15 protein-coding genes are annotated in these 15,742 nt (G+C 27.7%); 7 read left to right on the top strand and 8 right to left on the bottom strand.

What is annotated here, in order from left to right:
* Positions 1-16: 16 nt before the first annotated feature.
* Both ACRC8M_RS09555 and ACRC8M_RS09560 read right to left on the bottom strand, forming a co-directional pair.
* Complete coding sequence (locus ACRC8M_RS09555) at positions 17-1,192, bottom strand: M20 family metallopeptidase (protein ID WP_438528932.1); 1,176 nt, start codon at positions 1,190-1,192, stop codon at positions 17-19.
* Positions 1,193-1,207: 15 nt separating this feature from the next.
* On the bottom strand, positions 1,208-2,617 hold the full coding sequence (locus tag ACRC8M_RS09560; protein ID WP_438528933.1) for a YfcC family protein: 1,410 nt from the start codon (positions 2,615-2,617) through the stop codon (positions 1,208-1,210).
* A gap of 207 nt (positions 2,618-2,824) precedes the next feature.
* Here ACRC8M_RS09560 and ACRC8M_RS09565 point away from each other — a divergent pair, with 207 nt between their 5' ends.
* The 6 genes from ACRC8M_RS09565 to ACRC8M_RS09590 all read left to right on the top strand — a co-directional run bounded on the left by ACRC8M_RS09565 (position 2,825) and on the right by ACRC8M_RS09590 (position 7,971).
* Complete coding sequence (locus ACRC8M_RS09565) at positions 2,825-3,661, top strand: MurR/RpiR family transcriptional regulator (RefSeq protein ID WP_438528934.1); 837 nt, start codon at positions 2,825-2,827, stop codon at positions 3,659-3,661.
* Between the two features lie 12 nt (positions 3,662-3,673).
* Positions 3,674-4,207, top strand: coding sequence for a hypothetical protein (locus ACRC8M_RS09570; protein ID WP_438528935.1), 534 nt, complete (start codon positions 3,674-3,676; stop codon positions 4,205-4,207).
* A 69-nt stretch (positions 4,208-4,276) separates the two neighbouring features.
* Positions 4,277-4,834, top strand: a complete 558-nt coding sequence (locus ACRC8M_RS09575; protein WP_438528936.1) for a flavin reductase family protein — start codon at positions 4,277-4,279, stop codon at positions 4,832-4,834.
* 131 nt (positions 4,835-4,965) lie between these two features.
* Positions 4,966-6,588 (top strand): hypothetical protein, encoded by a 1,623-nt coding sequence (locus tag ACRC8M_RS09580; RefSeq protein WP_438528937.1) that lies wholly within the window; start codon positions 4,966-4,968, stop codon positions 6,586-6,588.
* A 154-nt stretch (positions 6,589-6,742) separates the two neighbouring features.
* Positions 6,743-7,714, top strand: coding sequence for a pyridoxal phosphate-dependent aminotransferase (locus ACRC8M_RS09585; RefSeq protein ID WP_438528938.1), 972 nt, complete (start codon positions 6,743-6,745; stop codon positions 7,712-7,714).
* The gene (locus ACRC8M_RS09590) at positions 7,711-7,971 is read left to right on the top strand and encodes a hypothetical protein (protein ID WP_438528939.1); all 261 of its coding nucleotides are present in this window, start codon (positions 7,711-7,713) and stop codon (positions 7,969-7,971) included. The genes ACRC8M_RS09585 and ACRC8M_RS09590 overlap by 4 nt, the downstream gene beginning before the upstream one ends.
* Before the next feature lie 45 nt (positions 7,972-8,016).
* On the opposite strand, the gene ACRC8M_RS09595 is transcribed toward ACRC8M_RS09590, so the two are convergent.
* The 3 genes from ACRC8M_RS09595 to ACRC8M_RS09605 form a co-directional block, all read right to left on the bottom strand.
* Positions 8,017-9,426 carry a carbon starvation CstA family protein gene (locus ACRC8M_RS09595; RefSeq protein ID WP_438528940.1) on the bottom strand — a complete coding sequence of 470 codons (1,410 nt, stop codon included), beginning with the start codon at positions 9,424-9,426 and terminating at the stop codon, positions 8,017-8,019.
* A 14-nt stretch (positions 9,427-9,440) separates the two neighbouring features.
* The gene (locus ACRC8M_RS09600) at positions 9,441-10,361 is read right to left on the bottom strand and encodes a branched-chain amino acid transaminase (protein ID WP_438528941.1); all 921 of its coding nucleotides are present in this window, start codon (positions 10,359-10,361) and stop codon (positions 9,441-9,443) included.
* Positions 10,362-10,840: 479 nt separating this feature from the next.
* Positions 10,841-12,193: a dicarboxylate/amino acid:cation symporter gene (locus tag ACRC8M_RS09605; RefSeq protein ID WP_438528942.1), complete on the bottom strand. Its 1,353-nt coding sequence runs from the start codon at positions 12,191-12,193 to the stop codon at positions 10,841-10,843.
* A 292-nt stretch (positions 12,194-12,485) separates the two neighbouring features.
* Here ACRC8M_RS09605 and ACRC8M_RS09610 point away from each other — a divergent pair, with 292 nt between their 5' ends.
* Complete coding sequence (locus ACRC8M_RS09610) at positions 12,486-13,367, top strand: mechanosensitive ion channel family protein (RefSeq protein ID WP_438528943.1); 882 nt, start codon at positions 12,486-12,488, stop codon at positions 13,365-13,367.
* Between the two features lie 26 nt (positions 13,368-13,393).
* Here the strand turns inward: ACRC8M_RS09610 and ACRC8M_RS09615 are convergent, their stop codons facing one another.
* The 3 genes from ACRC8M_RS09615 to ACRC8M_RS09625 all read right to left on the bottom strand — a co-directional run.
* Positions 13,394-14,092, bottom strand: a complete 699-nt coding sequence (locus ACRC8M_RS09615) for a murein L,D-transpeptidase catalytic domain family protein (RefSeq protein WP_438528944.1) — start codon at positions 14,090-14,092, stop codon at positions 13,394-13,396.
* 104 nt (positions 14,093-14,196) lie between these two features.
* A complete protein-coding gene (locus tag ACRC8M_RS09620; protein ID WP_438528945.1) occupies positions 14,197-15,135 on the bottom strand; it encodes a L,D-transpeptidase in 939 nt (312 codons plus the stop codon).
* A 37-nt stretch (positions 15,136-15,172) separates the two neighbouring features.
* The coding region (locus tag ACRC8M_RS09625; protein WP_438528946.1) for an efflux RND transporter permease subunit at positions 15,173-15,742 on the bottom strand (570 nt) is incomplete at its 5' end.

A 15,742-nucleotide genomic window follows, 5' to 3' on the forward strand; every position in this document is an offset into this window, starting at 1 on the left:
TTTTCAATAGTTTAATTTAAATTTTTTCACTTTTTTCTTTATTTATTTTAAACTCATTTAGAACCTCATTAAATAATTCCTCATTAGTGATTAAATCATACGCAGTTCCAGCTAAAATTTTTGCTCCTAATATTATAGCATTATGAGCTTCTTCACTTTTTCCTGCACACAAGAATTCATCTGAATGAGATGAGGTCCCTTGAGGTACAAAGGCTACTCTTATACAAGATCCAGGTACATGATACATTACATTCCCAAAATCTGTAGAACCTGTTTTCTCTCTAGGGGGAGATAATCTAGGAGCATTAATCAATTCGGCATTATCCATAAGGATTTGATTAAGCTTTAAAACAGGTATTTTATTATTTAACCTTTTTGTTTCTATAATCTCATAATCTGTTTCCGTCATAAGAGATGCACCTTGTACCACTTTTTTGAACCTTTCAATAACATGATTTAAATAAGCTCTATCATAAGATCTTATACTAAACTTTGCTTCAGCATATTTAGGAACAACATTTGCAGGTCCTCCTGCATTTGTTATTGTATAATGCATTTTTACATCTTCCCTTACATGCTCTCTTAAAAATTCAATTCCTTGAAATAAAAGTATCAATCCATCTAAAGCACTTCTACCTTTTTCTGGAGCTAAAGCAGCATGAGATCTAACTCCATGAAATTTAACTGTAAAATTTGAAAGAGCTAGTGATTTTACATCTGTTGTTGTATCTGGAGCACCATGCATCATTAAAGCAACATCTATATCATTAAAACAACCATTTTCTAACATTTTTACTTTTGCACCTAGTGTTTCTTCTGCTGGTGTTCCATAAACTACAATTTTATAATTTTTATCTTTTAACTGATTTTTTATACTTAAAGCAGCTCCAACTATACTTGGTCCCTGCATATGATGAGCACATGCGTGTCCCATTCCTTCCAAAGCATCATACTCACATAATAGTCCAATAGCTGGTCCATTTTGTCCAACTTCATAAACTGCTCTAAAAGCCGTTTCAAACCCACCTATTCCAATTTCTATTTTAAAATCATTCATTCTTAAAATATCTATTATCTTTTTTGAACTTTTGTATTCTTCTAGCCCAATTTCTGGATTATCAAAAATAAAATCTCCTAAATCAATTAAACTATTCTTTAACTCATCAACATTTTGTAAAATCTCTTGCTTCATAACTTTCTCCTTTAATTAAAATGGACCATATCCTATCCAATTTGCGATTATTATAAGTATTGATCCTGTTACTATCCATATTAAAAATAATTTTCCCATATATTTCATCCAATCTTCATAAGATACATTAGCTATTGCTAAGAATCCCATCAATGCTGACGATGTCGGAAGAACATAATTACTAAATCCATCACCAAAATTAAATGCTAAAACTGCTGTTTGTCTTGTCATTCCTATCATATCTGCTACTGGTAGCATTATTGGCATTGTTACGGCTGCTTGTCCACTTCCTGAAGTAACTAAACCATTTATAAATAATTGCATTAAGAACATTCCAATAGACTGTAATACTTGCGGTAAAGATGCTAACATATTTCCTAAATAATAAACAGCTGTATCTAAAATTTTACCATCATCTAATATTATAGAGATTGTTCTTGCTATTCCTATTATTAGAGCACCAAATACTAAGGCTTTTGCTCCACTTACAAACTCTTTTGCAATTGTACTAGGCGAAAACCCATAAGCTAATCCTCCTAGAATAGCCATCCATATAAATAGTGCAGCACTTTGATTTAATCCCCAATGCCACGCTGCTCCACCATAGATTAATAACCCAAACAGTCCAATTACAATTGCCAATACTAAATAGTGTTTTTTCTCTATCTCTGGCATAACATTTTCGCCATTTTCAATGTTATTTTCTAATTTTTCTAAATCTCTAACAACACTTAACTCTGGATTTTTCTTTATTTTTTTAGCATAATTTAATATATAAATATTTGTTACAACTAAGAACACAACTAAACAAAAAATTCTATAACCTAATCCAGAAAACATTGGTAATCCTGCTAATGCTTGAGCTACTCCTGTCGTAAAAGGATTAAATGTTCCTGTACTAAATCCAATTGCTCCTCCTAAAGCTACCATAGAAATTCCTACTATTGCATCATATCCCATAGATCTTGCTAAAATTATTGCAACTGGTGCAAATCCAATAAATGTATTAACACCCATACTCATACATGCTACAGCAAATACTGTTGTAAAAGCTGGTATCAATAACTCATCCTTATTAGAGAATACTTTAGTTACTTTAGCTGTTAATGCTTGGAACATACCTGTTTTTATAATTACATGAAATGCTCCTCCAACTATTAAAACTAAAAATATTATACTACTCGATTTATTCAGTGCATCTACAATTTTAAATGGAATATCTAGAAAACTAACTGGTGTATTTTCTATAAAAGTAAATTGATCTGCAACAATAATAGTCTTTCCTGTTGCAACATCCTTTATCCTCGGAAAATGTCCTGCTGGAACAATCCAAGTTAATAACGCAGCAAAAATAATTAATCCAAAAATAATTACATATGTATGTGGAAAACTCATTTTACTTCCACTTTTTTCTTTTTTACTCATTTTACCCTCCAAAAATGTTTTTAAAAAATTATTTTAAATAAAAAATGTTTATTAACAATCATAAATATACTACGATATTTTTTTATAGTCAAGTTTTTTTTTGAACCATATGTTCTATTTCTTCGTTTTTTTTTCAGGATTTTACATGTTTATATATTTAAAAAAATATGGTAAGCTATGTTATAAATATTTTTTAAGGAGATTCCTATGATTGATTCTTTACAAAAAAGAGTTGCAAATAAAAGTTTAACAAAAACTGAAACTATTATTGCAGATTTCTTTTTCCATAACGAAAATAGAATATATTTTTTAACATCTAGTGATATTGCAAACGAATTACAAATAAGTGATACTTCTGTGATTAGATTTGTTAAATCTCTAGGATTTAATAATTTTAAAGAGTTTAAAGATAGTTTAAAACAACAAGTAAGTGATAAAATTCTTACTCCATCTGAAAAATTAAGTTTAAATGAAGAACTGTTAAAGAAAAGTAACTTAATTGAAACATTTACTAACTCAATCTTTAAGAACATCGAAGAAACAATAAATATAAATTCCTATGATAAAATTTCAAAAATAATTGATATACTTTTTAACTCTAATAAAAAATATATTATAGGTTTCAAAAGTGTCTCTGGAGCCATCTCATTTTTTGGCTTACGTTTAGGCTTTATACTGAAAAATGTTATTACTCATAATCAAAATAATTCTGAACTTATAAAAAATATAGTTGATATTCAAAAAGATGACTGCTTGTTTTTAATTGCTCATCCTAAATATTCAAAAACCTATCCACTATTAATTGAAATCGCAAAAAAAGCTGGAGCAAAAATTATTATAGTTACTGATAAATCAACCTCACCTGTTGCCAATACTGGAGATATAACTATATTTACAGATATACGGGGTATCAGTTACTTTAATTCAATTATTTCAACTCAAGCACTATTAGAATTTATACTAACTTCTATGAGTAAAAATTTAGATGATAACTCTAAAAAACGTCTAGCTTATATTAATGAACTTTTAAATGAAAATAAATAATTTGGAGGAGATATGAAAAAATTAATACTTACAGGACTTTTACTTAGTAATTTACTTTACGCTAACTCATTACTTATAACTCAGGAACAATTAAAAGAGCAACTTATCCCTTCTTTAACAAACAGTATTGTTTTTGAAAAATTCAAACCCATTTTAGCTAGAGAGGGAAAAATAGGAGAAACTATAAAAACATTCACTAAAGATGGATTAGAAACAATAAATCAAGTTACTGTTCCTAGCTATATTGTTAAAAATACAACTGATGCTAAGGAGGAATATATCATAACTAAAGATAAATTTGAAAAAAGATATGTTTTTTTAAAAAAAGAAAATAAAACTTGGAGTTTCTTTAAACCAATTGGAGAAATTAAAGTTGTTAAAATTAAAAATAATAATGAATTCTTTATTCTAGCTCCATGGGGAGAAAAAATGATTGTTAAAAAAGATGACTTTTTGGTTTCTCCTCTTGATTATTCTGAGATATATAGAATTGCTAATAAAGAGTTCTTTGAAACATATAAACCAAAAGATATATTACAAAAATAAAAATTATAAAAGGATTTTTTTCTTTTTTTAGTATTTCATTATATAACTTAATTTTAAGAGGTGATTTTTATGTGGAAGAATTTAGGCCCCATTGTTGCTTTATATCCTACTCCAACTGTTATTGTTGGTATGATTGATGAATATGAAAAAATCAATTGGATTAACATTGCTCATATTGGTATAATTGGAAATGACTCTATTTTATTAAGTATACAAAAAAATCATTTTAGCAATGAAATTATTAAAGATAAACTCGCTGTTTCTGTTAATATTGTAACAGAAGATATGCTTGAAGCTGCTGATTTTGTTGGAATTGTTAGTGGTCGAAAAGTGGATAAATCAAATGTTTTTGATTACACCATAGGGATAAGAAATGTTCCTATGATAAATATTTCTCCTATTGTTATGGAATGTGAAGTTACTGACAACTATGAAACAAAAGAGCATAATCAATATATTTTAAAAATTAGACATACTCATATCAAATCTGAAGTTCTTGATTCTGAAGGAAATATTGATTATGATATTTTGAAACCTATTCTTTTTGAAATGCCTACTAAATCCTACTATAAATTAGGAGAAAAAGTTGGTAAGTGTTGGAAATTAGGAGAGAATTTTTCAAAATAAAAAGCCCTTTTGGGCTTTTTTTATTTTTTAAACACTTTTTTTTAAAACCTATTTTTATAAAACAGTTGAATTAATATTCAAAAAGTTGTAAAATACTAAAATAGGATATGTTCGAATAAAGGAGATAGAAAATGGAAAAAATCATAGATAAACTGAACGAAATTGAAAATCAATATCTAGAACTTGAAAATGGTATTATTGATTATAATAATAATGTTATTAAATCACCTGATTTAAAGAAAAAAGGTTCTAAATTTGGAATTTACGAACAAAAGGGTAAAAAAATGATGTTAAGACTTAAAGCTGTTGGTGGAGAACTTTCTACACAAAACTTCAAAGATTTAGTAGATATTATGTTTAAACAAAATATCCCTTTTTTACATCTTTCAACAAGACAAAATTATCAACTACATGAAGTTGATTTTGATAAAGTTAAATCTACTATTGAACTTTGCAATAATAAAGAGATGTATTTCAGAGGTGGTGGTGGAAATACTTTCAGAAGTATTTTAGTTTCTACATATACAGGTGTTGATAAAAAAAGTAATTTTGATGTTATTCCTTATGCAAAAATGATTGAAAATGAAGTTTTTTTTATTGATAAAGCTTTTGATTTTGGAAGAAAATTAAAAATTGGATTTTCTAATAGCTCAGATGATGAATTTGTAATGGCTGTACAAGATATGGGATTTGTAGCTAAAGAAATCAATGGTAAAAAAGGATTTAAAGTTTTTGCTGGTGGAGGTATGGGAAGAGGAAGTAAAATTGGGCATATTTTACTTGAATTCTTACCTGAAGAGGATCTATTAAAAGCAGTTAAAGCTATGATCGAACTTTTTTACGATCGTGGTGATAGAGTTAATAGAATGCAGGCTAGACTTAGATTTTTAGTTGAAAAGATTGGAATAGATGGATTTAGAAAACTTTTCTTAGAATACTTTAATAGGGAAACTACTGAAAATGGTATTATTAAAACTATTGATTATACTAACTTTATTCCTAATTTAACTAAATTTGAAATAAGTAATACTGATGAAAACTATAACCAATGGATTGACTTGTGTGTAAAAGAAACTAAATTCAAAGATATTGTTTCTTTAGTTCTGTATGTAAAAAATGGAGATTTATCAAAAGAGCATGCTCAAAAATTAGTAAATCTTTTAGATAATATAAATTCTCCTATTGTTAGAGCTACAATTAACCAAAATTTAGTTATTCCTATGGTACATAAATCAGCTTTACCATATATTTATGAGTTTTTAAACAATGAAATTCCTGAAATTGTAAGTGAATCTTTTTCAATAAGAGGTCAAATTAGAGCTTGTGTTGGATCTACAGTTTGTATGATTGGAGTTCAAGATTCTGTCTCTATAGCTGATTCAATTGCTGTTGAATTAGATAATTTAGCTAATCTTTACCCACAATATAGAAAAATTATATTTAAAGAGGCTAAGAACATAAGAATTTCAGGATGTCCTAGTTCATGTGCTGGAATCCCAGTTGCTCCTCTAGGATTTATTGGTTTAAAAAAGAGAATAAATGATGTTTTAACAGACTGTATGCAAGTTTATATGGGTGGAATTTTAACTGAATCTGTTCAATCTCTTGCTTTTGAGATACCAAACTTAATTATTCCTATTGATGAAATTCCGTTGCTTGTTAGAAGATTATTTGAAGACTACTTAGAAATGTTACAAGTTTACGATTTAACTTTTACACAGTACATGTACGAGAGAAGATTAGAAGAATTTTAAAAATAAAGAGAAAGTTCACTTTCTCTTTATTTTTATTCATTCTTGAAAATATTTTTTTATTTATATTTTTATTTAAAATAATTTTTTATTTTTCTTGACTTATATATTTTTTTAATTTAAAATTACATTAAACTAAATTTAAGAGGTGATTATTATGTTAGCTGAACATTCTAAAAGTAAAAAAATTTTTGATAATGGATTTCAAATTTCTAAAAATGCTGTTTTAGCATCTAAAATATATGGTAAAGAAAATGTAATTAATGCAACTTTGGGAATTTTTTATAACGACAGTGAAGAGATGCACACTTTAGATATTGTTAATAATGAATATAAAAACTTACCTGACAAGGATCTTTTTAACTATTCTTCAAGTATAAATGGTGAAGAGTTATTTATAGATGCTGTAAAACAATATATTTTTGGTAAAAATCATATTAAAACTCTTGAAAATAATTTTTGTGAAGTTATTGCAACCCCTGGCGGTAGTGGAGCAATCTATAATACTTTTAAAAATTACATCAATCCCAGTGAAGTAGTTCTTCTTCCTGACTATATGTGGAGTTCTTATAAGCTTATGAGTAAAGAAGTTGGTGGTGGACATCAAACTTACTCTCTTTTTAATAAAAAAGGAAGATTTGATTTAATTAATTTTAGAAATTCAGTTATGGAATTAGCTAAAATTCAAAAGAATTTAGTTGTCGTACTTAATAATCCTTGTCATAATCCTACAGGATATACTTTATCCTCTTATGAAATAAAATCTTTTATGAATATTTTAAAAGAAGCATGTACTCTTTGTAATATTATTTTAATTAATGATATTGCTTATATGGATTTTAATAATAAAAAAAATGATTTAAGCATGTTTTATCAGGATCTTCCTAATAACCTTCTTCTTGTGATTACATTTAGTATGTCAAAATCTTTTTGTTGTTATGGTCTTAGAATTGGAGCACAAATAGCTATCTCTTCGTCAAAAGATACTATAGATAATTTTACAGATGCAAGTCTTTATACTTGCAGAAGTGTCTGGTCTAATATACCAAAAGGAGGCATGACTTTATTTAGTAATATTGTTTTAAATAAAAAAAATATAAACAACTTTTATTGGAACAAAGTTATATGAAAAATATGATTAAAGAACGCTCTGAGATATTTTTAGGTGAAGCCGCTGCTATTAATCTCAATATTTTACCTTATAAAAGCGGATTTTTTATAACAATTCCCTTTTCAAAGGGCTTAGAAAAAGAGATCGAATTAAAATTAAGAAATGAAAATATTTTTGCAATAATTATTCCTGGTGGAATCAGAATAGCTATTTGTAGTATTCCAAAATATAAAGTTTACAGTCTTGCTAAAAAAATAAAAATAGCAATTTCTTAAAATACAAAACAGGAGATATTCTTAAATTTATCTCCTGTTTTATTTTTATATAATTATTTTATCTAACTGTTTATTTACTCTGATATTTTTTAAACCAATAACTATCAATGCTAAAATAAAATTTAAAATTCCTATACCGTATACTAGATACATATTATCTAATTTTAGCCCTTCTGGTGCAACTAAAAAATAGCAGGTAATCATTGCAGTCATAAAAGCAGCTGGTATTCCTGCAACCCAGTAATTTCTCTTTTCCTCTATAAAATAATACGTACATGTCCATAACCCCAATGTTGCTAATAACTGATTTGTAGATGCTACATATCTCCAAAGAGTATTGAATCCAAATTGTGATAGAAATCCAGCTAATAAAAATAGTGGAATAGCTACTACTAATCTATTTTTCAATGAACTTTGATTATAATTTAAAACTTCAGCAATTGTAACTCTTGCACTTCGAAAAGCTGTATCTCCTGTTGTAATTGGTAAAGCAATTAGTCCAAATAGTGTAAACAGTAGTCCATATTTCCCCAAAAGTCCTGTTATCATTTTGCTAACAGCTACCATTCCCCCTCCACTTCCTGCTAATCCTTCTACTCCATTAAAAAATCCTAAAGATATCGCTGCCCATGTTAAAGCTACAAATCCCTCTAAATACATAGCTGCCATAAATGACTTTCTTCCATCTCTCTCATTTTTTAAACATCTTGCTACTAAGACAGATTGTGTTGAATGAAATCCAGAGATTGCTCCACATGAAATAACAACAAACATATAAGGAAATATTGGTAATTTTTTAGGATGCATATTTTCTAAAGTTACTTCTGGTATTTTTACTCCCTTTATTAACATTGCTCCAATTAATAAAAACATCATTAAAACTAAAGCTCCTCCAAACAAAGGGTATACTCTTCCTATTATTTTATCAATAGGTAAAAGTGTAGCTACTACATAATATCCTACAATTAAAGTTAACCAAATCTCTTTTCTAACTCCTGTAAATGATTGTAAAATCTCTGCTGGACCTGTAATAAAAGCAACTCCAACTATAATTAGTAATATAACTAAAAAATATTTAGTAAAAGTCTTTACTCTATTGCCTAAATACTTTCCAATTAATTCCTGCATATTTTCACCATTATTTCTCATAGAAATCATTCCTGTATAGTAATCATGAACTGCTCCTGCAAAAATAGTTCCAAAGACAATCCATAAAAAAGAGGAACTTCCCCACATAGCTCCTGCTACAGCTCCAGTAATTGGTCCTAGTCCTGCTATATTTAAAAATTGAACTAGAAAACTTTTGATCCAATTCATTTGTACAAAATCTACTCCATCAGCTTTTGATGAAGCTGGTGTTTCTCTATTATCTATACCAAAATTCTTTTCCAAATATTTTCCGTATGTTAAATATGCTACAATTAAAATAACTACACCTATAAAATAACTTTTCATATTTTATCCTCCTTTTATTCAACTATAGTTAACCACTCGCTATACTTTTCATTTTCTCCCTCAACTATTTTAAAAAACTCCTCCTGAATTTTTTTAGTTATCTCTCCTCTACTTCCACACCCAATTTTTATATTATCTACTGAACTAACTGGTGTTATTTCTGCTGCTGTTCCCGTAAGAAATATTTCATCAGCTAAGTATAAAAACTCACGTGGCAATGTTTCATATTTTACCACTACCCCTAAATCTTTAGCTATTTTAACAACTACATCTCTAGTTATTCCTGATAAAGATGAAGATGCTATTGGTGGTGTTAAAAGTTCTCCATTTTTTATAAGAAAAATATTTTCTCCACTTCCTTCGCTTATATTTCCAAAATAATCTAAAGCTAATCCCTCCTCAAATCCCATATCTAAAGCTTCCATTTTTATCAATTGAGAACTCAAATAATTTCCAGAAGCTTTAGCTAAAGCTGGTAGAGTATTTGGTGCTGGCCTTCTCCACGAAGATACACAAACTTTTATTCCATTTTTTAATCCTTCCTCTCCTAAATAAGCCCCCCATTTCCAAGCTGCTATTATAGATTCTACTGGATTACCTGCTGGATTTACTCCAAGTTGATTGTATCCTCTGAAAATTAATGGTCTTATATAGCCACTTTCTAATTTATTTATTTTTATTGTATCTAAAACACCTTTTATAAACTCATCTTTAGTGTAAGGAACTTCCATTTTATAAATTTTACAAGAATCATATAATCTATCTATGTGTTCTTTTAATCTAAATACTGCTGATTTTCCATTTTTCAATTTATATAATCTTATCCCTTCAAAACAACCAGATCCGTAGTGTAATACATGCGACAATACATGGACTTTCGCATCATCATGCTCTTTCAATTCTCCATTAAACCAAATTTTTCCAGTTTCAATCATATTAACTCCTCCCAAATTTTTATAAATAATAAAAAAGGCTTGAAATCTATATAGACTCAAGCCTTAAAATAATTTTTTATCGCTCAAGCCTTAAATTTGTACTAAAATAAGGCTTGAATACTTAGAAGAAAAATCTCATCTAACACCAAACCATAGAGCTTATTATTATTATCAGTATTAATAAAAAGTTTACTTTAAATTTAGTGTTCATTTTTTTCCTCCTTTTGTTTTTTTTATTAAGACAAATAATAAACTATTTTTTTAACATTGTCAACTTTTTTTGAAAAAATATTTTTATGAACCCTTATAAAATAATTCTTGCTTTTTTATGAAATTTGAATTATAATTCAATTGTTGAATTTTAATTCAGTTTTGTCTTGAATTCACATTGTTCATTGTTTTTGGAGTTATGCAAATAACTCCTTTTCTATTTTTTGCAAAAAAAAGTAGATACAAGAAAAGTATCTACTTTTTATTTTTTATATCTTAATCTTTCCATCTTCTAAAGAATGATATGTATCATGATCTAATTTCCCTTCGCTTTTTGAAACATATACCGCTACTGCACTATCTCCCACAACATTTAATGAAGTTAATAACATCTCTAATGGTCTATTTATTCCTAAAATTATTGCATAAGCTGATACTGCTATTTCATTGCTATATCCCATTCCTGTTAAAATAGTAAATAGAATTATAGCTCCACTACCTGGTGCCGCTGGTGTTCCAATTGATGCTAGCAATGCTAATAATGATATTGTTACTAAATTGAATATAGTAATCTCATAACCTGCTACTCCTGCTATAAAAAGAGTTGCTAAAACTTGCATTATTGCAGTTCCATTCATATTTACAGTCATTCCCATTGGTAATACAAAGGATGTCGTTGTTTCATCTACTCCCAATTTTTCGATTGTTGTTTTAGTATTCAAAGGTAATGATGCAGCTGATGATGACGTTGAAAAAGCAAACATCGCTACATTTGCTATTTTTTTCATAAAATGAATTGGATTTAATCCTGTTGAAATCCATATAATAAATGAATACCCTAATATAAGGAATACAATTAAAGTTATAGCTGTTAAAACAAAATATATACTAGCAATTTGTAAATATCCTATCCCATAAATTGCAAATGTTCTCATTAATAATGAAAATATAGCTATCGGTGCAAATTTATTTATTATAAATGTTAAGAATATCTGGGATATTTTATTTAATTCTAATATTCCTTTTTTTACAACTGAATTTTCATCATTCATAGTATTTAAAACTAATCCTACAGAAATTCCTAAAAATACTGCTACTAAAACATTTCCATTATTTGATAATCCCGCTATTATGTTTTGTGGAATAGCTTTTATTATTATTAATAAGGGATTTGATGATGTTGCTCCTCCAGCTCCTGAAACTTGATTTATTGCTACTGAGAATAAATTAGCCTTATAAGCTATCATTCCAACTACTGATGCATATAGAAGAGCTAAAACAGAACTTAATCCAAATCCTAAGAAAGTTTTATAAGATATTCTTTTTAAACTTTTTGAATCTTGAATACTTGTCACAGCAATAATTATTGATGTGAATACCATTGGTATAATAACTAGTTGTAATGCATTTATAAATAGTTGACCTATTATATAAAAAACTCCAAAAGATTTAGCTCCCTCCGCTTTTGTTATATCTTGGAATAAAATTGAGTTTATAGTATTCCAAACACTTTCTTTTCCCTCAGCAATTAAGCTTTCTCTTAAAAAAAGAAACCCGACTCCCATAGTAACACCTAAAACTAATGCATAAAATATTTTTTTTGTTAAATTATTTTTTTTCATTTTCACTCTCCTTTTTTTTTCTAAAAAAAATAGGAATAGAAACTATATAATATAGTTACCATTCCTATTTATAAATATATAATAATTAAAAGAAAAGAACAAAGAATTCAAAAATGAAAAAAATGAAAATGATGTAATTTTTCTTTTCTTTTTTAACCTTCTTCTCAGCATTGTTCCCTCCTATTTTTTACACTTTTGTTATTCTAACATATTTTTTATTTCTTAGCAACTCTTTTTATTTTAAAAGGAAATTTATTTTTTTTAAGAATTAAATATCATAGAGGTGATTTTTATGGAAGAACATTACAAAGGATTTTTAGCACAAGTTATGTACACTTTTACAAATGAAGAATTTTTAGTAAATTTAACTAATAGCCTAATCATTTTCCTTTTCAGATTTGCTATTGCTTTATTATTTTTTATAATTGGTCGAAAAATTTTCAAGAGTTTTTTATTGAGATATTATCAAACTCAAGCTTTTAAAGCTATTGATTCATCCTTTAGAACTTTTTTATCTTCAATTATTGATACTAGTTCAATAGTTATACTTCTTATTATTTCATTACTTATAGTGGGATTTCAACATACATCCCTAATAGCTTTTCTAGGAAGTATCGGAATAGGTGTAGGACTAGCCTTAAAAGATAATCTTTCAAATTTCGTTGGTGGATTAATAATTTTAATTTTTAAAACCTACTCTGTTGATGATGAAGTAGAAGTTATTGGTAACTATGGTCTTATCTCATCTATTGATGTTTTTTCTACTACTATTACCACTTTTAGTGGGGATATTGTAACTATTCCAAATGGAAATGTTATAAATAATCAAGTCATTAATTATTCAAAGACACCAAATCGAAGAATGAAAATTGTAATTTCTGTTGCTTATGAAACAAATATTGATCAAGTTTTTCAAGTTTTAAATGATTTGATTAAAAGCAATAAAAATATTTTAAAAAATCCTGCACCTTTTATAAATATAGAAAAATATAGTAATAGTTCAATTGATATTGCATTAAAAGTTTGGACTAAAAATGAGGTTTATTGGGATACATATTTTGATATCTTAAAAAATATCAAACCTTCACTTGATTCAGTTAATATTGTTATTCCATTTCCACAAATGGATATTCATATTAAGCATCAAAATCTTTATAATAATAAAAGCAGCTAAATTGATTTAGCTGCTTTTATTATATGTTACACATAGCTACTTCTCTCTAAATAATTTGTATCGTTACCATATACAAATATAACTGATCCATTTTTTATCATATCTATAGTTTTTTTAGAAATATCCCTAGGCAATGCTGGACATCCTAAGCTTCTTCCTAATCTTCCTTGAGATTTAGCAATTTTAGGATTAGCATAATCTGCTCCATGAATTACTATATATCTATCCTTCGCCTTATCGTTTATCCCTTCTTCTAAACCATTTAAAACTAGCGAATATCCATTTCCTCCCATATAAGTATTCTCAGTTAAAAAGAACCCCAAAGAACTTTTATTCGAGCTAACTTTATTTGAAAATGAAGTTGCTATATTTCCACCACTATTTTTCCCATGAGATACATGTGAATGTACAAGTAATTCCTTTTTATTCATATCAATTACAAAAAATCTCTTTTCTGTTGATGGCTTTGAATAATCTATTATTGTTAATAGCTCTTTTTTTCTTCCATCAATCTTACCATATCCATTCAGAGCTGTTTTGAAAACATCATAATTTAACTTTCCATTTAATCCAATCTCTTCATATAATTTTTTTTCATTATCTTCCAATGCTATTTTTGATGATTTTAACTCTGTTTTTGTAGGATTCTTTAATGTAAAACCAAATGATGTTGTTGATATTGAACCTAAAATAAGAGCTAACATTAAATACTTTTTCCCTAACACAAAAACCTCCACTTAACACTTTTTTCCTAATAAAACTCATTTTATTCTATCATTTTACATAAAAAAAGTCAAGAACTTCACATTCTTGACTCTATTTATGTCCTTTATTCAATTACTATAACTAATCCTTTATTTGTTTCTGCCCATTCATAAACATACTTAGCATGGGATGTTACATTTCTAACACACATATGTGACCTCGGAGTTGTCCCTAACGTTGGACTATATTCAATCATCTCTGTCCTAGGCAGATTAACTGGAACTCCATGAATATATCCTCCCCCTGAAAATCTACTCGCATATGGTGCATAGCCATCAATCTCTGTATGGCTACCATCTTTTAAATATTCCATCTTATATTTTTTTCCTTGAACTACAAATACACCTAAAGGTGTCGGTAATTGATATGGTGGTCTATCAAGTCCAGTAGATGCTGGATTCATACTTCTTACCTTCCAAATCTCTCCAACTTTTTCTAAAGTTGCTATATTTTGATTTTTTCTATCTACTACTACTACTCTTGGAAAACTATTTGCTTGTATCTCTTTCACATATCTAGTTGGAACTATCCATTCTCCATCTATTTCTTCAACTTTAATTTTATAATTTTCTAAATCTCTTGATAAAATAGAAATTAAAGAACCATCTGGAGCATACCTTTCTGGTCGATCCATCTGTCCCTCTATATATAATGGTATTCCTTGACTTCTTCTATTTCCGAATTTATCTTTTACTGAAGGTCTTGATCCATCGCTATATTTTTCCATCGCTATTTGTCTTGCTACAGGTGGTAATCCATTTATATTTTTATAATTCTTTAACGTTCCAAATCTAATATTTTCTCCTTGAAAACCATCTAATCGATCTAAATATCTAGATATTTTATCCCATTGAAACTCCCTTATAGTTTTCCCGTACTTATAAGTATCTTTTAAAGTATAATTATTGTAAGTCAAATCCTTTTCAATTGTTGCTGCACTAGATATTAAAAAACTAAAAATAGAAAATATTCCTAAAATTAAATATCTAAATTTATTTTTCATAACATACCCCTCTAATCAATTTTTATGAAACTATATACTAGATATACTTTGAAATTTCCTTTTTTCCTACTTCATAAACATAAAAGAGTACAGGAATTAAAATTAATGTTAATAATGTTGAAAAGATTAATCCAAATATAACTGCTATGGCCATTCCTTTGTACATTTCACTACCTTGGCCAATCCCTAAAGATAACGGAATCATTCCAAATACTGTTGTCATTGTTGTCATAAAAATTGGTCTTAATCTTGTTCTTCCTGCTTCTAGTATAGCTTGATCTAAAGGTAACTCTCTTTCCAAAAGAATTTTTATATAATCTATTAAAACTATTGCATTATTTACAACTATTCCTGCCAGCATAATAATTCCAACAAAAACCATCGTATTCGTTTTTTGTCCCGTTATTAATAATCCACTATATACACCTATTATTGATAATGGTACAGTTCCCATTACTATTATCGGCAATATATACGATTCAAATTGAGCAGCTAATATAAAATAAACTAAAAACATCGCAACCATAAATGCAAACTTTAGTTGTTCATTTACTTCAGCCATATTTCTTCCACTTCCACCAAAAGAATATGTTATTGTTTTAGGTAG

Origin of the sequence: Cetobacterium sp., assembly GCF_051653945.1 — a bacterium.
GTDB lineage: Bacteria > Fusobacteriota > Fusobacteriia > Fusobacteriales > Fusobacteriaceae > Cetobacterium_A.